Source organism: bacterium (assembly GCA_041648665.1).
Classification (GTDB): Bacteria; UBA10199; UBA10199; order 2-02-FULL-44-16; family JAAZCA01; genus JAFGMW01.
In genome coordinates this window covers 1-23,243 of sequence record JBAZOP010000043.1, presented here as the reverse complement: position 1 = coordinate 23,243, position 23,243 = coordinate 1, and the positions used below count along the sequence as shown (strand labels likewise).

18 protein-coding genes are annotated in these 23,243 nt (G+C 59.5%); 5 read left to right on the top strand and 13 right to left on the bottom strand.

All coding sequences use genetic code 11. The annotated features are described in order from the left end of the window. The 4 genes from WC683_12805 to WC683_12790 all read right to left on the bottom strand — a co-directional run. The coding region (locus WC683_12805) for a hypothetical protein (GenBank protein ID MFA4973491.1) at positions 1-265 on the bottom strand (265 nt) is incomplete at its 3' end. Continuing rightward, a complete protein-coding gene (locus WC683_12800; protein MFA4973490.1) occupies positions 258-1,526 on the bottom strand; it encodes a TolC family protein in 1,269 nt (422 codons plus the stop codon). The genes WC683_12805 and WC683_12800, both read right to left, overlap by 8 nt. Next, positions 1,523-2,605, bottom strand: coding sequence for a hypothetical protein (locus WC683_12795; GenBank protein ID MFA4973489.1), 1,083 nt, complete (start codon positions 2,603-2,605; stop codon positions 1,523-1,525). The genes WC683_12800 and WC683_12795 overlap by 4 nt, the downstream gene beginning before the upstream one ends. 21 nt (positions 2,606-2,626) lie before the next feature. Beyond that, on the bottom strand, positions 2,627-3,589 hold the full coding sequence (locus WC683_12790) for a phosphate/phosphite/phosphonate ABC transporter substrate-binding protein (protein MFA4973488.1): 963 nt from the start codon (positions 3,587-3,589) through the stop codon (positions 2,627-2,629). A gap of 97 nt (positions 3,590-3,686) precedes the next feature. Here WC683_12790 and WC683_12785 point away from each other — a divergent pair, with 97 nt between their 5' ends. Next, positions 3,687-4,541: a metallophosphoesterase gene (locus WC683_12785; protein ID MFA4973487.1), complete on the top strand. Its 855-nt coding sequence runs from the start codon at positions 3,687-3,689 to the stop codon at positions 4,539-4,541. 11 nt (positions 4,542-4,552) lie between these two features. Next, positions 4,553-5,083 (top strand): hypothetical protein, encoded by a 531-nt coding sequence (locus WC683_12780; GenBank protein ID MFA4973486.1) that lies wholly within the window; start codon positions 4,553-4,555, stop codon positions 5,081-5,083. Between the two features lie 7 nt (positions 5,084-5,090). Here WC683_12780 and WC683_12775 read toward each other — a convergent pair whose 3' ends face one another. The 5 genes from WC683_12775 to WC683_12755 all read right to left on the bottom strand — a co-directional run bounded on the left by WC683_12775 (position 5,091) and on the right by WC683_12755 (position 9,651). After that, on the bottom strand, positions 5,091-5,600 hold the full coding sequence (locus WC683_12775) for a helix-turn-helix transcriptional regulator (GenBank protein ID MFA4973485.1): 510 nt from the start codon (positions 5,598-5,600) through the stop codon (positions 5,091-5,093). A 12-nt stretch (positions 5,601-5,612) separates the two neighbouring features. Further along, positions 5,613-5,906, bottom strand: a complete 294-nt coding sequence (locus WC683_12770; GenBank protein MFA4973484.1) for a type II toxin-antitoxin system mRNA interferase toxin, RelE/StbE family — start codon at positions 5,904-5,906, stop codon at positions 5,613-5,615. Positions 5,907-6,469: 563 nt separating this feature from the next. Further along, a complete protein-coding gene (locus WC683_12765; protein ID MFA4973483.1) occupies positions 6,470-7,276 on the bottom strand; it encodes a hypothetical protein in 807 nt (268 codons plus the stop codon). 65 nt (positions 7,277-7,341) lie between these two features. Continuing rightward, complete coding sequence (locus tag WC683_12760; GenBank protein MFA4973482.1) at positions 7,342-7,572, bottom strand: hypothetical protein; 231 nt, start codon at positions 7,570-7,572, stop codon at positions 7,342-7,344. A gap of 699 nt (positions 7,573-8,271) precedes the next feature. Beyond that, complete coding sequence (locus WC683_12755) at positions 8,272-9,651, bottom strand: hypothetical protein (protein MFA4973481.1); 1,380 nt, start codon at positions 9,649-9,651, stop codon at positions 8,272-8,274. Positions 9,652-9,767: 116 nt separating this feature from the next. On the opposite strand from WC683_12755, the gene WC683_12750 reads away from it, so the two are divergent. Together WC683_12750 and WC683_12745 are read left to right on the top strand one after the other, a co-directional pair. After that, positions 9,768-10,577, top strand: coding sequence for an RMD1 family protein (locus tag WC683_12750; GenBank protein MFA4973480.1), 810 nt, complete (start codon positions 9,768-9,770; stop codon positions 10,575-10,577). 22 nt (positions 10,578-10,599) lie between these two features. Further along, on the top strand, positions 10,600-10,986 hold the full coding sequence (locus WC683_12745; protein ID MFA4973479.1) for a hypothetical protein: 387 nt from the start codon (positions 10,600-10,602) through the stop codon (positions 10,984-10,986). 6 nt (positions 10,987-10,992) lie between these two features. Here WC683_12745 and WC683_12740 read toward each other — a convergent pair whose 3' ends face one another. Genes WC683_12740 through WC683_12725 form a run of 4 tightly spaced genes read right to left on the bottom strand, consistent with a single transcriptional unit; the run spans position 10,993 to position 14,276 of the window. Then, positions 10,993-11,958 (bottom strand): phospholipase D-like domain-containing protein, encoded by a 966-nt coding sequence (locus WC683_12740; protein MFA4973478.1) that lies wholly within the window; start codon positions 11,956-11,958, stop codon positions 10,993-10,995. 6 nt (positions 11,959-11,964) lie between these two features. Beyond that, complete coding sequence (gene panC, locus WC683_12735) at positions 11,965-12,807, bottom strand: pantoate--beta-alanine ligase (protein MFA4973477.1); 843 nt, start codon at positions 12,805-12,807, stop codon at positions 11,965-11,967. Then, the gene (gene panB / locus WC683_12730; protein ID MFA4973476.1) at positions 12,804-13,619 is read right to left on the bottom strand and encodes a 3-methyl-2-oxobutanoate hydroxymethyltransferase; all 816 of its coding nucleotides are present in this window, start codon (positions 13,617-13,619) and stop codon (positions 12,804-12,806) included. Before panB ends, panC begins: the two co-directional genes overlap by 4 nt. A gap of 12 nt (positions 13,620-13,631) precedes the next feature. After that, positions 13,632-14,276 carry a deoxynucleoside kinase gene (locus WC683_12725; GenBank protein MFA4973475.1) on the bottom strand — a complete coding sequence of 215 codons (645 nt, stop codon included), beginning with the start codon at positions 14,274-14,276 and terminating at the stop codon, positions 13,632-13,634. A 300-nt stretch (positions 14,277-14,576) separates the two neighbouring features. Between WC683_12725 and WC683_12720 the strand changes: the two genes are divergently transcribed. After that, positions 14,577-23,243 (top strand): thrombospondin type 3 repeat-containing protein (locus tag WC683_12720; GenBank protein MFA4973474.1); only part of this gene is annotated, 8,667 nt, incomplete at its 3' end.

Genomic DNA, 23,243 nt, shown 5'->3' with positions numbered 1-23,243 from the left:
TCTGCCCTTCCTTGACGAGTATATTTTCGATCCGGCCGTTGATCGGCGGCTTGATCTCCAGCCGGTTCTGCGGCTTGACCGTCCCCACGGTGGATACCACAAGGGAGATATCGCCGCGGGCAGGCTTCGTCGGAACGAGTTTTTGTTCCGAATCGTCGCTGCGGATTACCCTGAGCACGACAAACAGCGCCACGATCAGCACGAACGCCAGGGCGACGGCCGGCTTCCTCTTCCTGTTGATGGTCATGAGAATCTTGTTATTCATTTTCCAGGGCCTCCCCCTTGGCTCTTATCCACGCGGCCTCGGCTGCGCACATGGCGGCCTGGGCGTCCACATAGGTTTTCTGCGACCTCACGTAGTTGTCCTCGATTATCACCCAGTTGTCGAAGATGAGAAGGCCGTTGGCATACTGGGCCCTCGCGATCTTCGCGCGGGTCTCGTTGGCCTTTAGATATTTTTCCTGCACCGAGCGGAGCTCCACCGCGTCGTCCAACGCCTGCCATGCGCTGTCGAGCCCGGAGAGGACGCCGTCATATTCGCTCTTCTCGGTCGACGAGAGCTCCATGAGTCTCGCCTTGGCCCTCCTGGTGTTGGCGATCTGCTGGCCCCCTTCGAATATCGGAAGGGAGGCGTTGACGTTGACCGTCCAACCGTTGTCGCTCTGGAATCCTCCGAATCCGACCTTTCCCGCTTCGGCGGTGAGGCCGAACGTTGGAAAGAACTCGGCCTTTGCAGCCCCGATCTCGTACTTGGCCGACTCCTTCTCAGCCGAGACCGTCTTCACGGCTGGATGGCTGTCCGCGATCGTCCTGAGGTCGGGTTTTTTATCCAGAGGGTTCATGAGATCGAATTTGCCCTTGGCCACGATCGGGACGTCGCTCGGCCATCCCAGCTCCTTCCTGAGCGCATACTGCGCAGAGGAGATGTCCCGCCTGGCATTGCGGAGGTCGTATCGAGCTTGAGCATAGTCCGCTTCGGCAAGCTCAAGCGCGCCGATGTGTTCGCGGCCTGATTCGTATTTCAGCTTTATCATTTCCATGTTCTGCTTGCGCCTCTCAATGATCCCTTCGGTTATGGGGACCAGAGTCTGCGCCCTGAGAAGATTCACGAAAGCGGTCCTCAGGTTGTAGCGGACCTCGGAGGAGGCCGCAGTGTAGGAGTGCTGGGATGCGGAGATGTTCTGCTCCGCGGATTTGTATTCGTTGTAGGTCTTGAATCCGTCGAAGAGGAGCTGATCGCCCGTAGCGGAATACGTGTTGTTGTCGCGCTGCGGCCCACCGGACAGATCGCCGGCCTTGCCTGCGCTGGCCTGGCCGCTTATCTGCGGGAGCATGGGGGCGATCGCCATCCGCTTTTCCGCCTTTTTTTGCTCGATCTGCTGCGAGGACGCCGCCAGCTGGGGGTTGTTCTTCGCCGCCTCCCTCAGGCAGTCGGACCAGCTGAGCACCACGGCATCAGAGGCATACAGAGGGGGACAGATCAGAATCGAGATCGCCGTAAGGATTATTGTTGAAACCTTTTTCATTTTGCCGTGCGCTTTTCTATTGCGGCCCTGTAGGCCATGAAGAAGATTGCGAGGATGATCAGCCCGGCGCCGACAAGTTCATGAACACCGGGATATTTTTCCCCGAAAATTATAGCGAGCAGATAGGTGGCTATGACCCCGGCGATTATGCTGGCCGCGCGGTTGGCCGGCACGGTGAAGGTGTTCTCGCGTTTGTCGAGATAGATCAGGCTTCCGAAGAGGCCGGTGCCGTACGAGAATACCCCGAGCATGAATATGAAAAGGAAGTAGCCCTGCCACGGTATCTCGACGAAGCCCCGCCATATCTCGGATAAGAAGCCTGTGCCTCCTATGTGGGAGCCGTAGAGCCCGGCAGCGAGCAGCGCCAGGAGGAGGAGCGGGTTCGCCACGAGCTGTTCCTCCGCGAAGTAGCGCTTTCGCTCCTCCGCGTCCGTGCCCTTGGCGTAATTGCTCATGATGAAGAGGCGGAAGAAGTAGCCCGCGAGATAGAGCGCGATATCGATCGCTGCGACGAGTGTCATGGCGGTGCCGGCCTTGCCTGCGAAGGCGACGATCAGCGCCGCCAGCGAGAGACCGGCGGCCACCCACGACGGCCAGTAGATGTGGCGTCGCCTCTTGCGGGCTACCATGTCCACGATCGGGGCCATGATGAGCACGCCTCCCCGCATGAGGAGCATGGCGAAGACGATGCTTATGCCGCTGAACGTGTAGGCGAGAGTGGTGGTGATTATCTGACCCGCGGTGCATATGCCCGAGAGGAACGTGAACCACTGCGGCCTGGGGATGTTGAGCCCGAATATCCTGGAGTGAGTGCAGTGTTTCCACCAGCGCATCGCGGTGATGAAGGCGTACATCGCGACTAAGCTTCCGAGGACCGCGATCGGCTGGATCTCGAAGCCGGTGAGCCCCTTGCCTCCCAAGTTGCAGCACAGCCCCTTGGTGATCATCTTGGTCATCATGGAGTAGGGGATGTAGGAGGCGAAGTATCCGAAGCATAGCGCCGCGATGCCGAACCCGGCCAGTCTCTGTACGATGGATTTCTGCTCGGGTATTTGTGCGATGGATTTTTGTTCGGGCATTTATCCTCCGCGAAAGAATTTTTATTCCAACCCAGGCACGATATAGGTCTTGTAGAACGAGATCCCGCCAGGCACCACTTCCTGCACGCTCTTCCCTAGCTCATCCAGCGCCTTGCGGACTCCGTCGTAATCCGAGTCCTCCGAAGCGGTGAAGCCGGTCATGTTGTACAGTTCGAAGAGGGTCTTCCTGCCCTCGGGCGTGCGCGCGAAGTCCTTGAGCGCCGCGGTGAGCTTTTGCCTGATCTCCGGCGGAAGCCCGTTGCGCGTGGCGATCGGGCCGTTGGGTATCTCGTCCGTGAGCGCGACTATCTTTATTTTGGAGATCACGTCCGGGTGCTCCTTCGCGATCTCGGTCCTCGAGTCGCGCATGAGGCCGGCGGAAGAGGGCTGCGTGTGATATGTCGCGGCCGCGTCCACCTTGCCGTCGTAGAGCATCTGGACCGCGTTCTTGTGGCCCTTCGCAAAGACGATCTTGCCCGGGGCGACGCCGTTGTCCTTGAGGAGCTTCATGGGGTAGATGTAGCCCCCTGCGGAGTATGCGTCGGCAAAGGCTATGCTCTTCCCGTTCAGGTCGGAGACGGACTCGATGCCGCCATCGACGCGGGCGAGGATCTCGCCCCTGTAGGTGCTGTAGACGTCGCCGTAGAGGTACTTGAGCTCCGCCTCCGCTTTGGTCCAGTCGTGCGCGAGTACGTAGCCCAGGGTGTTCATGAAGGCCATGTCCGCTTTTTTCTGGCCCAGCGCCTTGATGATGGTGATGAAATCGTCGGAATCCTCAGCGCGGACGACAAGGCCGGTATGCTCGGTGAGGTACTTCTCGATGACCGGGGCGGCGGCCTTGAACGCCTCCTCGCCCTTGAGGGGCATGAAATAGAACCTGACCGGATTTTTCTCGGTTCCCAGCTCCCCTTTTCTCATCGTGCACGAGAATGCGGTTGCCAGGGCCAGCGCTATCACCACCGCTGTCAAAGATTTCATGCGCATATGAGCTCCCCCTTTCGTAACTTGGAGGGGAAATTAGCACGGACTATGTCCTTTGCAACGACTTTCGGCATCTGATAAGGGTTGCGGAGGAGGGGCTATGAAGGGCAGTGCAGCCGTATTCGCCGTCATCGCAATCGTCATGGTCTCGGTGCAAGCCTGGGCTGCGGGGTCGGCCCCTGCGAGGCTTTCTCTGGGCGAGAAGTACAGCTTTGTATTCATAAGCGACAGCCGTTCCGGCGACCGAGTCTATTCGAAGATCGTGAATGCTTTGGTCAAGAGGAACCCCGACTTCGTGGTGTTCGGCGGGGACATACTCCCCAAGATGCGAAACGAGGATCATTGGAACAACTTCCTCAAGTTGTCGGCGCCCATAGAGGTCCCATTTTATCTTGTTCCGGGAAATCACGACATAGAGGATGAGAGGAGCGAGGAGTTCTGGCGCAAGCATGTGGATCTGCCCGGCCTGGAGACTCACTACAGCTTCACCGTGGGAGACGATCTCTTCGTGGTGCTCGACAGCGTCGAGCCGAAGAGCGACAGGATGATAACAGGGGAGCAGCTCGGCTGGCTCAGAAGGACGCTCGACCCGGGGAAATACGAGCACCAGTTCGTGTTCGTCCACCACCCGCTCTTCATGTGGAAGGGCGCGTTCCACGAGAAGGAGTCGCTCGACCGCCATCCTGCGGAGAGGGACGAACTCCACCGCCTCTTCGTGGAGAAGAAGGTCGAGATCGTGTTTCACGGCCACGAGCACGGCTACAGACGGATGGACAAGGACGGGGTGCGCTATGTCATCGGCGCCGGCGCAGGCTCGCCTCTGTATCACGGTTTCCACCACTTCATACTGGTGAACATCGACGACACGCTCATACGCGCGAAGGTGGTGGACAAAGAGGGCGTGCTGCGCGACGAGTTCACGATGGGCTCGCTTCCAAACAAGGATGAGCGCTGAGGAGAGGTCCGATGAACGCAAAAAGACTTTTGATCGTGGCGGCGCTTGCGACGGTGATTTCCTTCGTCTCTTCGATCGCCTCGGCATGGGAATGCACTCCGGGAGCCTATTCGGGGAAGACCTGGTCCGTGACAAAGGAGCTCTCGGGTTTCCCGGCAACTCTCGCAGTGACGAAATCGGGTGAGATGTGCGTGCTCAAGCTCTCTTCGCCGGGGGCCGGCCTGAGCGAGGAGTGGGAGCTCACCGGGAACAGGATCGTGCAGAAAGAATATTATAAAGACGGGAAGAAGGCCAAGGAGTACGGCGCAACGCTCGAGGTGCGAAAGGGCGTGGAGGGCTACTACATAGACTGCAAGGACGGCAAATGCGACGCGGACGCGGACAGCCGCTACTTCTGGAGGTTCGCGACGCAGGGGAACAAGATCGTCTATTCGGTGTGGGGCGTGGCGCCCGACAAGCAGTCAGATCCTGCGGCAAAGGCGAAGAAGCGGCACGAGTACACGTTTACTTTGAATCAAGCGCCAAATTCCAAATCCCAATGACCAAAGATTATTTTTTTATCCTTGAGGCGCGCCTTTCGGTGTTTTCTTTTCTGTCCCGGATGAAAGAAGAGAGCTCTCCTGTGGGATTGGCCTCTATCGCCAGACTGATAAAGTGCATCGCATGCTTCATGGCGGCGATGCATTCCTTGTCCTTTTGACTCTGGGCCTCCTTCAACGTCTTGAGTGCATCGCGGAGGAAACCGTTGCGCCTTGCGAACGACGATTCCATTTTACTGTAGAGTGCTTCGACGTCGGCTCCATCGCGCGGCGTATGACCGACAAAAAGGATATGCTCGGGCGGTATTTGCAGTACGTTTGCCAGGCGCACGGCGACGGCCCTGCCGATCTTTCTCTTGCCGCTTATGATGTCGCTCAGGTGTGGGGCATGCATTCCGGCTTTACGCGCAAGCTCGGCCTGGGTAATCCCCAGCATTTCACAGGCGATCCGTACGATGTCCCCTGCTGCAAGGCGCACCAGTTGCTTTGCAGGTATATAATCTGATTTTGACCGCGCCATCGCGCCCTCCGCTCAATAATTATGTGGCCCTATCTTCTCCACGTGGATCGTCGCATTCTCGACATCGATACGGTACATCACCCGATACTGATCATTCAGAGACGACGATCTGCAGCTTCGCCACCAGCCCTTGAGGGGATGATCGCGGAACCCGGGAAGTTTTCGGACCGCCTCGGGCCCTTGACACTGCATCAGTTCCTTCCAGAACTCATATTTTTCCTGCACCTGTCTGGGCGCCCTCTCGACGACCCTTGTTGCCCTCGTCTTGTGCTCCACAATGAACCACTGTGCCGCTTCATCGAACATATTGTATATTACCTTATTTGGTAAAGCAAACGGTTTGTTACCACTATTGGTAATTCCTCAAGATGATCCGGGATATAGGTATAGCAATGATCGTGCCGAGATCGGCGCACGCCCTCATCGTTTGTTATCAACTAGTTAGAAGATTGAGGATTGAGTGGGCTGCAGCGATTCGCAGCACTGGTGCAGCGATTCTGGGCAGTGGGCTGCGCCTGAAGGCGTATGATGTGGCGGGAGCTCCGTTCGCACGATGGGGTTATGCAGACGGAGAGGGTCGGGATATCCTTCCTTCGCTCCCCGGCACTTCGCTCCGCTACTCGTCGCGAAATCTTTTTTGCTTCTTTTCGGTTTAAGTGTCTTCCGCTTGTCAGCCCTTAAACCTTAGAAGCAATGGAAGATTTCGCTTCCTCATACGCTCCGCTCCGTAGACGCCTCCAAAGTCGCTCAGGCAAGGACATCCCGCCCCTCTCCGTCACGCGGCACTCAACGCCAATGTGGATAATAGCATGGGGTAATTGCTGGTTAATTAAGTCTCGTGTCCCCGGAATTCCGCGATATCATTTTTCCTAAACTTGCTCCGTCTGATGGTTTTGAAATATGTTACAGATTGAATTCCTCAACGTTTGCCCAAACAAAAAAAATGTAAATATTGCCGAGAAATGTTCCTTTTCTGTAAAAATAATACGTTCGCCGAGTCGGAATTCTTTTTGGTCATCAATGAATCTCACTCCAATGGTCCATCCATCATAAAGTGTGATAGGACCATCTATTATTATTTCTTGATCTTGAGTGGGATTTGTTGCAACGAATTGCATTTGTCTAAATTTAGCAACTAAAGTGCTGCCTGCCCGAACATCTTGAGCGCCTACAATTCCTAGGCGATGCACGAGGCAGTTCCTCACCCTATTAAAACTCAAGATATGTTCTTCCATTGCAGAATTAACCCCGTACCCATCTCTTAAACGCTCTAACTTTTTGGGCAAGCCGAAAGTATGAAAATCTGGTCTTAATTTGTTAAGTATCCGCATAAATAATCTTGTACTCAAACTATCGACTTGACGAGATTTCAATATTTCACACACTGTGAACGCTTCATCGAGAAGATGATGTATATAATTAATCGCATCTTCAAAACTTGTTATCATACACCATTGGGCAAATTTCGCTTTGACTTCTGCAAAGCCTAATCTCTGGTTTTGTGCAGGCATAAAACATTGAAAAAAGGAAGAAGCATTATATTCTGCTTCTTGAGCGGATGAACTGGCGACATTACTAAAATGTACAAGATCAAATAAATGCTGTAAATTAACCTGCAGATTCCCTACTAAAGAATCGACATTAATACGAACTGTATTTACCACTTGTGAATTCATCAACATCCCCTTTTTCAAGATGAACAATGCCCGAGGTGTCAAATGGCAAACGGTGATCCGGGGAGTTAGTCTTTAGTCGCATTATTTATTTCTTTAATACCGGCATCAGGGTATTTTTTTTGAATCGTTTCTAGAGAGGTTTTCCTTATCTCCTTAAGTATGTCACTTGACGGAAGTGTGAGCCTATCGCCATTGTTCGCCATAAGCCAAGTAAGAATATTTTGAGTAGTCTTCAACTGCACTTCTAGGTTTACTACTGCTAATGTGATATCAATTCCCGCTATTTTAATACTCATTCAACCTCCCCATTTAAAGCTAGATTGCAGAATTATCCCTGCAATGAGGCTAGCAATAATACCCAAAATTAAGGTGCCAATAAAATTCCTAGGTCTATGCCACCATTTTTCATATACGGGATTGTAGGTTTTCTGGTTGCACTCAGGACATGTCAGAGTGGTACCCCAACCTGCTGCGCCCAAAATCAAAGGTTTATTACAATTAGGACAGTCGATTTCCTTTCGTTTAACATTCCTCACCACCACTTGAGTAGCTGAATAATCAGGAATTTGTGGCATATAGCTTAGCCTTCAATTTTGGTAAATCGATACAAAACAGATTGTAGTTCCACACCGACCTTTTCTCACCTGTAACCCGAGAAAATCTGGGACACGACACTTAACTCTAACCCTACCCCTTTTCCCCTCGCGCGACAATAGTAGAAAGAGAAGGCCGGAGAGAGGTACGGCGTGCCGATTTGACGGAGAAGATCGGGATGTCCTTGCCTGAGCGACTTTGGAGGCGTCTACGGAGCGGAGCGTATGAGGAAGCGAAATCTTCCATTGCTTCTAAGGCTTAAGGGCTGACAAGCGGAAGACACTTAAGCCGAAAAGAAGCAAAGAAGATTTCGCGACGAGTAGCGTAGCGAAGTGCCGGGGAGCGAAGGAAGGATGTCCCGATCCTCTCCGTCTGATGAGTATTAAGCCCAGGAGGACATTTCAATACGTGCACCGGATTTCGCCGGTGCCGAGGCGATAGGGGAGGCCGCCGCCGTAGGGCTGGTACACGAGCTCCTCGCCGACGATCCGCTTGGTGATCATGTATTTTGCCGCCAGCTCCGCCACGCCGGCCTTGTGCTCCTCCGGCACGTCCGCATCCCTGATCGCTATCCTCGCCTCCAGCGAATGGTCCTTCTTCAGTGCCTCGTCCGTCACGATAGACGCTGATTTCAGGATAGGCCCCAGGGTTATCTCCGATCCCTCCTCATCCTTCTTTTCGCGGTCTATCACGACCCTGTGGGGGTTCGGTTTCCGTGCTATCTCGTCTGCCAGCCAGAGCGCGGCGCGGTATTCGGAGGCCGAGAGACAGGCCGGCCTCTCGCTGGCGAGGAACATGGCCAGCACCCGCAGATCGATCGCGTCGAGATCCGATTCCTTTCTGAAAGCGGTCTCCTCCCTCTCGAATTTTTTCGAGAACTGTTCCGGCTTGGACCCGCGATACGCGTTGATCAGCGCCACGTGCGGGTCGATCCCGGCCATGATCCGATCGCCCAGCCCGCTCCAGTCGATGGAGAACGGATCACGTTTGCGGGCGCGCATCAGCGCCTTGACGAACGGCAGCCTTCCGCGGATGAGCATCATAGATGCGATCTGGTCCGCGTAGTGGTACGCCGCCTTGCGCGGGTCGTCGGCCTCCACCTCGGTGCGGAAGCGCTTGACCTTGGCTATCAGCGACTCGTCCTTCGTCACACGGAAGAGCATCATCCTGCCGAATGAATCCGCGAGCCCTTCGTCGAACCACGGCACGTAGTGGTGAAAGCCATCCGGCGATGCGGCTATGTCCTGCATTGCGTGGTTGACCTCGTGCATGGCCACGAACTCCGGCTGCCCCGGAGAGACCTGGTCGCGCTTGAAGTAGGTGCCGATCGGTACGTTCATCTCCGCGGACTCGGCCCTGTTCACGTTGAAGGCGAACCAGTCGCCGTCCTTGTACATGTCGTTGATGCCCTCGAAGAAGTACTCGAGCACGCGCGGCCTGGGGGCGTCGAATGAGGCGATCCCATAGTAGCGCTTCGCGAGGGCGGGCGCCTCCGCCTGCATCCTGTCGAAGACCGAGTCGATGTCGTACTCCGGATTCATCGTCCGAAGCCTCTCCACGAGGAGGGAAATGTCCTGCTCGAAGACGGCCCTGGCCTGGGGCTCCCCCGGGCCCTGCGCGCGGAGGACCTTTTCCGCGGTGGCCGAGGGGTCGAAGTCGCCGCGCAGGTCGTCGCCCGAGAGCCCCGCCTTTATCGAATCCATCAGCCTGCCCGCCGGATAAAGGCCGAAGCCCCCGTCCGCTATCGCCGATCTGATCGCGCCCCTCTCGGAAAGTTTCATCCGCCCCTCCTTTGCAGACGCGCGAAAAAGTACCCGCAATGTCCGTAAAAGACAAAGAAAAACTGGCCGCTTTAGGCACTTGCGTGCGGCCCCTGCGGGTTGTATTGTCCTGGGCCATGGACGGGGGCAAGAACCAGCAGGGCACCTACATCTTTCACGGCTATCACCTGACCGAGACGCTCAAGCTCAAGGACTTGGATCGCCTCTTCGAAAAGCAGACCCTGCTCCAGTCCGCCAACAGGCTCGTGTACAGGGACGCCGACGACAGCTTCTTTTTCGTCTATCGATTCGGCGCCGTGATCTTCTTCAACGTCACCCCTGAGCGCCGCGCGGACGTGATCGAGCGCATCAAGACGATCATGGGCTACGGGCCGGAGCTCTTGACGAGCGAGGACTTCGCGGTGGAGCACAGGCGCGGGGCGGTCTGCTCGGTCGGCTTCGAGCGCGCGATCCTGGACAAACTCTCCGTCGACCGCATCGACATACTGGCGCTGGCGCTGGCGCAGTCCATGGCGCTCGAGCACTTCGAGATCAAGGTCGACCAGATGGTGGGCGAGGCCACCGAGATCGGCCGGACGCTGAAAAAGCACGGCAGGCTGGTTCGCACCGGCCGCAGCATCAAGCGCTTCATCGGCAAGTGCATAACCATCAAGCAGGATCTCGTGGCGTCGCTCTATCTGCTCGACAAACCCGAGGAGACCTGGAACGACCAGACCCTGGACAGCCTCTATCGCGGCGCATTCGAGATGCTGGAGATCAGGGAGCGCTACAAGACGATCGACTACAAGCTGCGCATGGTTCAGGAAAACCTGGAGCTCATCGCGGACCTCCTGCAGAACCGGACAGCGAACTCGCTCGAGTGGATGATCATATTGCTGATACTCATCGAGATCGTTTTTTCCCTATATGACAGGTTGATCAAATAACATCTGTGAGAAAGGAGCAAGCATGGATATCAAGAGTTCGAAAAGGGGTGCTCTGGAAGTGGTGATACTGATCGTCGTGTTCGTGGTGACGTTCTCCTTCCTGCTGAACAGCTTCCTGCAGGAGAGGAACGTCGCGAAGCAGAAACAGCTCACCGGAGAGCTCAGGATGCTGCGCAATGGAGTCGCGCTCTATACGATGATGGAGCAAAAGAAACCGGACAACCTGGTGAAACTCTGCAGGTCCAAGTATGTCCTCCCCGGAGATTCTAAGAAGCAGGGTTTCGTGAATCTCGCCAGCATCAGGGTCAATGAGAAGGGGGAGATCGTCGATCCGTTCGGGAACCCCTACTCCTATGACAAGGAGAAGCCGTGGGTGGCGAGCACCACGAAGGAATATCGCTTCTGGTGAAGGGGACTACTTCGCGCCGTTCCAGTCCCGTAAAAACGTCTCTCTGAGGCGGCCGAGCCTTTTCTCGTCCGATACTACGACGCCGAGTCCGCGCGTCTGACTGCTGCGCTTCGACTCGAGCCTCGATATGCCCAGCATCGCGAGATGCGAGCCGCGTCCGTCGTCCGCTATTATCGCCCTTGCGGCAAGGGTGAGCTTCGGCATGCATCTGACCGTCACCCCGTCCATGGTGAGCCTCGTGAGGCCCGCGCTGGAGCACACGGCGCTGCTGCCTGCGAGCAGCCGCACGATGACGCCCCGTTTGACCGCCTGGGCCAGCGACTCCTCGATCTCGGGGTCCTTCACGTCGTCGGCGTAGATGTCGATCGACGCCGTGGCGCCGTGGATGATGTCGAAGAGCTTCGCCTTCGCCCCGTCCGGCTCCCACGCCAGCGAGCTCTGTTTTCGTTTCACGAGCACGCGTGACCAGTCCGCCTCGTAAGTCCACGAGAGGTCCGAGACGTCTATGGGGTCCCTGATCAGCACGGCGAATCCCCTGGCACCGGAGAAATTCTCCTGCACCGGGTCGAAGGTGAGCACCAGCGCCTTCGACTTGTCCGCGATTATCGCGCGGGCCATGGTCGATATGAACTTCGGGTTGGTCCAGGAGGTGAAGACGTGAGCCGCCTTGAGCCTCCTCTCCACGGACGCATTTGTATCCGCCCCGTTTTCCGATCCCTTGTCCAGCATCACCCGCACGCGCACGCCTCGCGCGGCGGCAGCCGCCAGCGCGTCGGCTATTGGTCCCTCTTCGAAGCGGTGCGCCACGAAGTCGATGCCGGAGCTCGCTTCGGAGATGATTTTGATGATCTGCGTCGCGCCGTCCTCCGGAAGGACGGCGAGGTTGACGGCCGGCGCAGGGGCGGCGTTGCAATCGGCCGCTGAAAGCAGGATAGCGGCGATCAAAATCGGGATCGACGAGCGGATATTCATATGGCCTCACGGGAGGAGAACGTTGTCTATCAGTCGCGTCCGGCCGACGAAGGCGGCCAGGGCCAGCAGCGCGGGGCGCTTTATCTCGACCACGTCCTCCATCGTCTCGGAGTCCACGATCTTCGCGTAGTCGATGCGGACGCCGCCGTCGCATTCGATCGTTTCGCGGACTTTCGATATGATCCTCTCCGCGGAGCTTTCGCCGGACTTCGCCATCTCAACCGCCGCACCGAGCGAACAGTGGAGCGAGAGCGCGCTCATGCGCTCCGCAGGGGAGAGGTACTTGTTGCGCGAGCTCATGGCCAGGCCGTCGGGCTCGCGCACGATGGGGCAGCCGGCTATCTCGACGGGGATGCGGAGGTCTTGCGCCATCCTGCGTATGACCACCAGCTGCTGAAAGTCCTTCTCGCCGAAGAGCGCGACGTCCGGCTCTACGATGTTGAAGAGTTTAGCCACCACGGTCGCGACCCCTCTGAAATGTTCGGGTCTGGAGGCGCCGCAGAGGTTCTTCGTCACCTCCTCGACCGTAACGAAGGTCTGGAATCCGTCGGGATACATCTCTCCGTCCGTCGGCAGAAACACCGCATCGACGCCGGTCGACTCGCATTTCGTCAGGTCGCTCTTGAGCTCGCGGGGATATTTGCCGAAGTCCTCGTTCGGGCCGAACTGGGTGGGGTTAACGTATATGGAGACCGCGAGGCTGGGGGCTCGGCGTTTTCCCTCGCGCATGAGCGAGAGATGGCCTTCGTGCAGAGCGCCCATCGTGGGCACGAACGCGACCCGGCGTCCGGCCGCCTTCTCCTGCCGCGACCATGAGCGCATATCGCTCGCTGTGTGGAATGACTTCATTGTTGCCGATTTCTCTTGAACCCGTGCCCCTCCGTAGGGAAGCGGCCGGCCTTCACTTCGTCGATGTAGTCCTTTACGGCGGAGGTGATCATGCGGTGACCGTCCGCGTAGACCTTGAGGAACGCGGGGCTGAACGTGGGGTTGAGGCCCAGCATGTCGTAGATCACGAGCACCTGCCCTGAGCAGTGAGGCCCGCACCCGATGCCGATGGTGGGGATGTTCACCGCCTCGGTGATCTCGCGCGCGGTTTCGATCGCCACGCCTTCGAGCACGAGCGAGAACGCGCCCGCGCGTTCGAACGCGCGGGCTTCCTCTATGAGCAGCGCGGCCTCCCCCTCTGTCTTGCCCTGGATCTTGTAGCCGCCCATCGCGTGGATGCGCTGAGGCCTGAGGCCTATGTGCGCCATCACCGGGATGCCGGCCGCGGTCATGAGAGAGACCGCCTCCGCCATCTCCAGACCGCCTTCCAGCTTCACCGCGCCCGCCGCACCCTCCTTCATGGCACGGCCCGCCGCGAGCAGCGCCTGCGTCTTGGAGGCCTGGTAGCTCATGAAGGGCAGGTCGGCCACCACCAGGGCGCGGCCTGCGCCTCGCACGGCGCAGCGGGTGTGGTATATCACCTCGTCCAGCGTCACCGGTATCGTGCTTTCGTGACCCTGCACCACCATGCCGAGCGAGTCGCCCACGAGGATCATGTCGATCCCCGCTTCGTCCACGACCCTCGCCACGGTGGCGTCGTAGGCGGTGAGCATCGTGATCTTCTCGCCTGCGCGGTATTTCTTCGCGATGTCGGTTATACGAATTTTTGCCATGGAATGTTTCACCTACGATCTTGCGATCAGATGCACGGTCCCGCCTTTGTGCGAGAGGATCGCGCGCTTGATGTTCTGGAAGTCCTCGGCGTTCTCCAGATAGTTCTGCCGGCTCGTGTCCACCACCAATAGCGGAGTCTCGTCGTAGTCCAGGAAATACCGGCTGTAGCTCTCGGTCAGCTGTTCGAGGTATTCCTGCGATATCGGGCGCTCGTAATCCACCCCGCGCTTTTTGATCCTCGAGAGCAGCACGCTCGAGTCGGCCTTCATGTAGATCACGAGATCCGGCTTGGGCAGCCGTTCGCGCAGCAGGTTGAATATCGTATTGTAGAGCTTCAGCTCTTCCTCGCTCAAGTTCACCTTCGCGAAGATCAGATCCTTTGCGAAGGTGTAGTCGCATATGAGCTCGCGCGCGAAGAGGTCGCGCTGGCGAAGCTCCAGCTGCTGCTGGTAGCGGTTGAGGAGGAAGAATATCTGGGTCTTGAACGCGTTGCGCTGGCGGTCCTTGTAGAATTCGGCGAGGAACGGGTTCTTCTCAGCCGGTTCGAGGCAGAGGTGAGCGCCGATATCCTCGGATAGCATCTTTGCCAGCGTGGTCTTGCCCGCGCCGATCGGTCCGTCGACCGCGATATAACTCATCTGATTCTGGGATGGCATGCGCGCCCTATAACAGAGGGGGTCGCCTTTGTCCATATTCGCAGCTTCGTCAATGTATTGACGTTTTCTCATAATGAATTTTCCGGACTGTCTTTCGCTCAGCCGGGCTATGGCGATGAGGGGGGACTTTGTTTTACTTTTTCCCAGTGTTTCTAATTAGTTATACGACACACCTTAAAATCGCCTAACTATGCTTAAACACGAATAAATTTGTTTAAATCGACCCTGAATAATGGTACGAATATTGCTCCTTATGCGGTGTCGTATTCTCTGCCTTTTTTTCAATCGGAGGCATCTGTCATGAAGATCAAAGCGCATCTCAATAATCGTTTCGTGCGCCCGGCGCTCGTGTGCGTCGCTGTCCTTGCTGCGACAAACCTGGCCGCCTCGCTGTTCGATTTCAGTCCCCTGTTTGCGCAGGTTGGTTTGCGGACAGTTGTGCCGGTGAAACCTCAGGTCACAGCAGAGCCGCAGGTCACGGTTCAGCCGCAGGTCACGGTTCAGCCGCAGGTCACGGTTCAGCCGCAGGTCACGGTTCAGCCGCAGGTCACAGTTCAGCCGCGGGCTACAGCGCAGCCTGAGGTCACAGCTCAGCCGCAGGTCACAGTTCAACCGGAGGTCACAGCTCAACCGGAACTTGCGGTTCAACCGCAGGTTAGTCCGGAGCAGAAGGAGATCGTGGGCATCCCGGCTGTGGTCGCTAATGTCGAACCTCTTGGTCTCACCGTGGTGGCGGGGGATCGCAGCCGCGATATCGTGCAATTCTCCATCGCATACACGATCAAGCCGCCTGATGGTGTGGTGGTCCCGTCGACCGACTTCAACACGCTGGAGGTGGAAGGCATCGTGCCGGGCGAGATCCTCTGTTCTGCCAACTTGTCGGGCGCGGGCTGCAGCGCATACGTCGCCGCAGTGTCGGGGCTTGCCGCTGCGATCGATGCGAAGAAACAGGATAAACCGCTGACTCCGATCCCGCTCTCGTTCACGTTCAAGAACGGGCAATACAGGATAGAGCTGGCCGATTTCGATATCACGCAGGCGATCCCGACGCGCGCGTCCATAGAGCTCTCCGAACAGGCGGCAGGCGTCTCGGCGCTCGCTGTCGTAGAGCCCGCGCAGACAGACAAGATGGCGGCTGTCGTGCAACCGGTTGAGCCGACTCAGACAAGCCGGGCAGTGATCGTGCAGCAGCCCGCTGCCGTTGCCCCGCCGCAGGCGCCAAGCACCGTTGTTCAGGGCGCAGCGGCGACCCCGCAGGGTCCACAGCTTCAGATCCCTGCTGAACAGGTCAAGATCCCGGAGGATGTCGCAGTGGTCGGAGGTGCGGAGCTGCTGCAGCAGGGCGAGCCTACCTCGGAGGCTGCGCTCGGCGCGGGCGCTGTGACCACGGCCAAGGTCGATACTCTCGCTACAACTTCGGACGCGGTCGGCGCGGGTGCTGTGACCACGGCCAAGGTCGATACTCTTGCCACAGCCCCAGCTGTGGTCGGCGCGGCCGTTGCGCCGAAGGAAGAACCCACTCCGTACGCCGGCGGTGGGGGCGAGATCGACATCGGCATCAGCAAGCCCGGCGTGGAAGTGGGGAAGATCCCGGACGCATCGCTTTTCCCCGATCCTGACGAGGACGGCATCATTACGCCGCCCTTCCTCGGCGCGCCGCTCTGCAACGGCGCGATGGTGCATTGCGACATGGCGTCCGCTAACTGCCCGAGCGAAAAGAAGGCCAACGCTTATTACAAAAAGCCGCGCTGGCCCGTTCTCACCAAATACTGCTCTGTGACTGATTGCGATCCCGACACGGCGACCGACACGGAGCTCTTCCCGCGCCGTCAGACCATCCTGCACTGCACTGCAAAGGGTAAATGCATAGTGCCGGACAGCTTCAAAGCACAGTTCGAGGTCTCCACTCCTGCTTTGGAAGGCATGACTTTCGTGGGCGAGCAGCAGGGCGAGACGAGCGACAAAAAACAGCGTGAAGTGGAGGTCGAGCCCGAGGACGGCCGGGGCGCCGTGCAGCAGGGAACGCAGCTCGCACCGCAGGATGAAGGCGGGCAGCAGGGCGATGCGCCGGCTATACCGCAGGTTGCGCCTGTGCAGCCCCAGCAGGGGGTAATCCTGCAGGGCCCGCAGATGTCTCTGCTCGGGCTTCTCGCAGCCCCGACCCCGGTCGAATCCGGCGGTTCGCAGCCTCAGTTGCCGGGCGATTTTTCGCTGACTCCCAAGGCGCCCACTCCGGTGGATGAGGGCGGGGAGCTGGCGCATTTCTTGAAGGACAAGGGCTGCTTCGACAACTGTCCGTACACATATAACCCGGGCCAAGCGGACACTGACGGCGACGGCATAGGCGATGCCTGCGATACGGACGCGGACAACGATACGGTCAAGGACAAGGAACTGAATTCGATCACCGATGCGGAGACCGGCCTCCCGGTCATCACGTCCTTGATCCCGCCGATCGCCAACCGCTGCGGATATCCTGGCCTTTCAGAGGAGACCTGCACCGGGACTAAGAAAACCAACTGCTGCTATGACAACTGCCCGCAGATCCCAAACGGGGATCAGGCGGACAAGGATGCCGATGGCGAAGAGATCGTGGCCGGCTCCGGCGTGGGCGATCTGTGCCAGCTCTGCGATCCGGCTGTCTCCCCTGTTGTCAGCACGGTGGATGGGACTCTGTATCTGGACTGCGCAAAGAGGCCGGCTCCGCCGACAGGCGTCGTTGCCCAGTGGGGTGATTTTGACAGCGATTTGATACCGGACAATCTCGACAACTGGCCTCATGTCGCTAATCCCAATCAAGGCGATGCGGACGGCGACGGCCGCGGCGACTTCGGCCCGCTGAGCAAACCCCAGACGCCCGACTGGAAGACCAAGCCGCCGATCTGGGACCCGGGAGTCGTCGAGCAGGTCGTGCAGCCTCAAACCGATGCCCAGACTCAACCCGATAGTCAGGCCCAACCCGGGGTGCAGACTCAACCCGGCGTCCAGACGCTGCCCCAACAGGGCGTGCAACAGCAGCTTGATCTCAATATTCAGCAGGGGCCCACGTCATATTTGGAAGAGATATGGAGGGGAATTTCATACGTAGGCGAGATCTTCGTGCCCAAGGTATTCGCAGGGCCTGCCCCTGAAGGAGGCGGCAGCTCGCCTGTCAAAGAGGGTGGGGCGACGGTCGGCGGCGCAGCCACGGGGATTTCGACCGGTTTTGAAGGCGGCCCAATCCTCGCCGTTCCATACGAGTCATTCGACAACTGTCCCAACAATCCCAACTACGATCAGTCCGACGTGGACAAGGACGGCTTGGGAGACGTGTGCGACAATTGCCCGGCCGATAAAAACGAGAAACAGGAGGACGGCGACTCCGACGGATGGGGAGACGCGTGCGATCCCTGCCCCGAACAGGCCGACTACGTGATCCAGAACGGGAACTGCGTGCCTGAGGATGCGTGTCAGCCTCCGTTCGTGGTGAACCAGGGGACGCTCGAATGCGTTTGCCCCGCGCTCGCACAGGGGGATGAGTGTCCGGACACGGCCTGCGCCCAGTACCAGGAATGCGAAGACGAGGCATGCGTATGCCCTGCGTGCGACTCGAACGAAGACTGCCCCGATGGGCTGGTCTGCTACAACGACTTCTGCCAGCAGCCCATAAACTGCGAGGGCGACCCGAGCGTGTGCCAGGGCCTCGACAACCCGTCGCAGTGCCTCGTGGGCTCGTGCGCGGAAGGGATATGCGTATACGTGTCGGCCCCGAATGGGACCGAGTGCTCTGCCGACGGCGTGTGCGTCGGCGGCGAGTGCGGCGAATCGACCGGTGCGGCATGCAGCGATTCGGTCCCGTGCGCTCAGCCGGCGAATGTATGCAAGGCAACCGAGTGCGTAAGCAACCTCTGCTATGAGTTTGACGTCACAGGCTCCTGCACGCCGCCGGTGAACGGCATCTGCGTGGACGGCGCCTGCCAGGCGCAGCCCGAAGGGGGATGCGACGCGGATTCCGATTGCCCAGAGGGATATGCGTGTGATGAGCCTACGAGCCTCTGCACGGAGGTGTGCTCGGTCGATGCCGACTGCGACGACGGCAACGGCTGCACCATGGATGTGTGTTTGACGGCCGCATGCCATTACGGTCCGATTGCGGACTGCGAATCCTGCGCGACGGACTTCGACTGCCCGGCCGAAGGGGAGTTCTGCATTGGCGGTGCCTGCGGCGCATGTGCGGAGCCGACCCCGTTCTGGAACGGCAGCGAGTGCACAGCCTCGTCATGTCCGGAGGCCCCGTGTGCGTCTCCGCTCGTCTGCGATGATGGGAACTGCGTGGATCCATGTGCGGACACCGCCCAGTGCGGCGAGGGCGAGATCTGCAACACGACAAGCGGCGAATGCGAACCCTCGTGCGCTTCTGGCCAGTGCTTCATCGACGGCGAGTGCCGTCCGGCAGATTCTTCCCCCGAGGACAACTCATGCCAGTATTGCGACGCTGCGGCAGATTATCTGGCATGGCAGTCGAAACCCGACGGGGCGGCCTGCGACGACGGGATGCCGGAGAGCGCGACTTCCGAGTGCGTGTCCGGCCTGTGCGTGGGCAACTGCACGACTGACGCCGAATGCGGCGAAGGCATATGCGTCGGCGATCACTGCGTCCAGCCGAGCCCCATCAACGGCGCGTACGTGGAATTCCAGACCGCGCCCCTGGAGAAGGATCTGGCGTTCTGGCGCGGCGATCTCTCCATCCTCGATGGAGAATACACCGGCCACCTGATGGGCGGGGTCGATCTGGACTCGGTTCAGATAAGGTCCAGGGTGGTGGGCAGGGATGGAAATCTATATCCGAACCTGGTCGTCACGAAGGCTATGGCGAACACGGCGGCGGCCGATTCCGGCCAATCGAAGATCGTGCTCGCGCGCTCTGCGCTGTATCAGGACTTGAGGGAGGGCGTACCTGCCTCAGAGTCCGAACCAGGCCGCAAACTCTCTGCCTACGCCATGTTGCGCGACTCCACCGGGATGCCGATCTATCAGACGAGCGGAATATCCTTCAAGCTGAACGATCTTTCGTTCACCCAGTCGCCCTTTGGTTTCTCAGGCCCTGTGCTGTACGCGGAGCATGCGTTTGAAAACACGCAGCTGAGCCCGGGCGACATGACGTTCAAGGTCATGAGCGGCGCTGTCGAGGTGAAGACGGCGCCGGTGCAGGTAGTGGCGGACCAGGGTCACGGCTCTGTCCCTGCGGGCAACCTGCTCCTCGACCTGCCGCGCAGGCCGCTTGCCTCCGGAAGCGGGAGTTCGCCGGGAGAGGAGTTCTGGGTAGTGGTGCGCGGGAACTCGAACGGCGCGCCCTATATCAGCACGATAATCTTCGAGCTCGACCTCACGGAGAGCTCGCCCTTTGAATATGTCGCGGATACGTTCCAGGCGATCGCGCCGAATTTCGGAACGCCGGTGGTGCTCGCGGGGACGGGCGGCTGGACCAGGTTCAAGGCCCAGACCGGCGCGGATGGCACGCCGGGCGGCGCGGACGTGGCATATCTCAAACTCAAGCTCAGGGTGAAGGCCGCTGCCGTGGCGGGCGCATACGGACTGAACGGGCGGGTGGTCAGCCTGTGGAACACCAGCGCCATTCCGGTCAATCCATCGGATCCGACGCCGATCTCCATCGTGAGCACGGGGCACGGACCCACGGACACCGAGCTCGCCATATTCGACAAGGCCGCGGAGTCCGGTTCCTTCGGCTATCTCGACCATCACATGATCGTGGACCGCAACTGGGTTTCGGAGGCGGACGAGCCTGAATCGTTCGCCACCGCGTACAAGGTCAGCGTGAAGGCCGGCGGAAACTCCGGCACCACCTCGACCCTTCCCTACGGTGCTGCGACGGCGTCGGGCTTTGCCGCCACGGCCGGCAAGATCACGATCCCGTCAGGCGTGAGCGCAAAGGTGAGCGGCACGGTCACGGCGGCTGACATGCAGATGCCCGCGGTCGGCTGGAGGTTCAACGCCGGCGATCTGGGCATCATATACGACGGCGATCGCGCTACCGCTGCAACTCTCGCCAAGGTGGCGGGATCGACGGAGTACCAGCGCACGCAGCTGAAGATCGGAATGATCGTGGACGGCAGGGAGTTCGACTTCACGCGCGGGATAGACTGCGCGCAGGTGAACTCCAGCCTGCCTCAGATGACGATAGACGGCCGCTGCAGGGTGTCGGTCGATCCATCGCTCGCCTCTTCGGCGACGGCCGCGATAACTTATGACACGGTTGCGCTCGGCAACATCAACGTGTCTCCGATCGACACGGTCGAGCTGGAGCGGATCGAGGTCAGCGCCGTGGGCTCCATCTCTTTGGCGAATCCCGCTCTGTCGTCTCAGGAGATAGGCGGCCAGGCATCGCTCTTCAATGCGTTCATGGTCAAGGAGCAGAAGGGCCCGGTCAGCGTGTGGGCCATATACGAGGGCGGCAAGCGCGCCGACGTTACGGGCCAAGCGACGCTTTCCCTGGAGCCTGCGGCGGACGGGCCGTTCACGCTCAACGCCTCTCTCTACGAGGTGCAGGCGGTGAAGAGCGGGAGCGCGAACGTGAAGGCCGGCTATCTCGGCAAGGAAGGCCTCGCCACCGTGATCAGCAATTTCGGCACGGAGCGTCTCAAGGTGCTCGTGGGCGGCGTGAACGATGTGGCTCTGGCCACAGGGATAAGCGGGGCGGTGCCTGCGCCCGTGGGCGAGACGCTGCCGGTATTCGATATGGCCAGGTCTTCGACCGATCTGGCCAAGGCGGCCCTGGGTCTCCCCGACAAACTCGCCTTCTCGGTGACGAGCTGCTTCTACAGCTCCGCGCCGCAGACTTGCGACGGCGGCGCTGCGGACGTCACCGCGGATGCGACGGTCGTCATCAGCGGCGATCCTTTGGCTGTGACGGTGAATCCCACCCTCGCGCTGGCGCAGAGGATCTCGGGCAACAGCAACATCGGCTGCAACAAGGTGACGGTCACGTACGGCGGGGCGGATCCGGTGAGTTTCGCGATCTGCGCACGCTCCATAGAGGAGTTGGCGGTCCGCACGACCGAGGACTTCGATCCTTCGGCCGACTACCCCGATGAGTTCAAGCCGGTGTTCAACGCCGACATCCCGCCCGAGGTGCGCAAGTTCGACGCGGGCTTCGAGGCGATAGGCGGGGATTCGGCCAGGATGGAGCGAGGCCGCGCGAAGGCATGGGGCCTCTTTAAGAAGTTCTCCGGCAGCCCCTGGGTCGAGACGGAGATATGGAAGAACATAACGGCCAACGTGTCGTCCGCCATGACGGCGGATGAGCCCGTGGGTATGGCCGGCGTCACCGGCGCGCTCGACGAGGCATACAGGCCGATAACGCCGACCGGAAACGGAAGCATCACGGCTGTAGTCGATCAGCCGGCGTCGGCATATGAAGAGAAGACGTCCGTACATAGCATAACCGCAGGCATGGGCGCGGAAATGAATTCGCTCTTTGTCCTCGGTGATTCCGCGAACATCTCCAATCACTTCGGGACCGACTTCGAGGGTCGGGCGTTCGGCACCGAGAAGTTCCACGCCACGTTCTCCTCGCAGCGGTCGGATCTGGGCGGGGCGAACGGGACCCTCAGGGTCCTGGGGAGGCTGGAAGATGCCGAGCAGAGCCGTTTCTTTGCGATGAAGGCCGGCCAGCAGACGTACGCGGGTTTGCTTGGCATGTCGATCGCGCGGATAGGCCTGCCTGCGGACGTGAGCGCGGGGTCAGCAACGGTGGATTCGAGGCCGATCGGAGCGATGCTCGAGTCTGGCGACCCGGTCACGGAGGCGATTGTCTCCTCGGGCGGCAATCTGCGCGCCAAGGCCAACGCGGCGGTGGCGATCACCGCAGCGGGCGGCGCCGTCGAAAGCGATCCGTTCAGGCTGGCGGTGAACCTTGCGCCCGCGCGCCGCGACACGGACGTGGGCGAGTTCTCGGGCGCGTCGCAGGCCGACGGACGCTTCATACGCTCGCTCGATGCGGCCGATTCCGTCCCGGTGGGGATATGGATCAACACCGGCGCAGAGCATCTCTGCGCGTTCGACCTCACGCTCAAGGTCGATCCGACCGGCGTGTTCCAGTACAGCTCCGGCTCGGTGCTGGTCGGGACCGGCAACATAAATATAAACCAGATCGGCGGCGATGACGTGATCAAGGTGAACGGCTACGGCGAATGCGTTTCCCCGGCCGCCGGCCTCGTGAAGGTCGCGCAGCTGACCTTCACGGCGCAGGCCCAGGCCACCGCAGAGATCACCGGCGATCTTATATCGCTGGTGGGCGACGGCGGCGAGAGCATCTGCTCCACTCCGGAAGCCGATCCGGAGGATTGCGCCGCGGCGAGCGCGGAGAATCCGATAAGCATAGTGGCCGGCAGCGGTTTCGTAGACCCGGCCGCGGGCGAGTCCTGCGAGAACCATGCGGGCGAGTGCGACGAAGGTCTCTACTGCATACAGCTCGTGTGTCAGCCTCTGCCCATGGATACGTACGCGGTCGCGGGCTACATGTGGGGCGACGCCAACAAGGACGGCCAGGTCAGCGTCCACGACGCGCTGTACATATTCAGCAATCCGGACGACACGGTGGATCCGGTCCAGCTTGGCGATCTCAATAATGACGACCACTCGAATTCGGCCGACTCCTTCAAACTGTCGCAGCTCCTGGCCAACCTCTTCTACCTGCCCTATGCGCAGGAAGTGGTGAACAACGGCTCGCAGGCCGCGGTCAAGGTCCTGCTCAAGGACAGGAACGCGGCCGGCGCTCCAGAGAGCGCTCCGCTGGCCAAGGCCAAGGTGTGGATGAGGTTCACATCGGGCGCCGCATCGGTGACGGATTCGACCGAGGGGCCGGACGCCGGTAATTACTATCTGGCCAACAACATCGGCGGCTCGTACTTCGGCCTCAACGTGAACAGGGATCTCAGCCAGCCCCTTGTCCTTGATCTGAAGATCGAG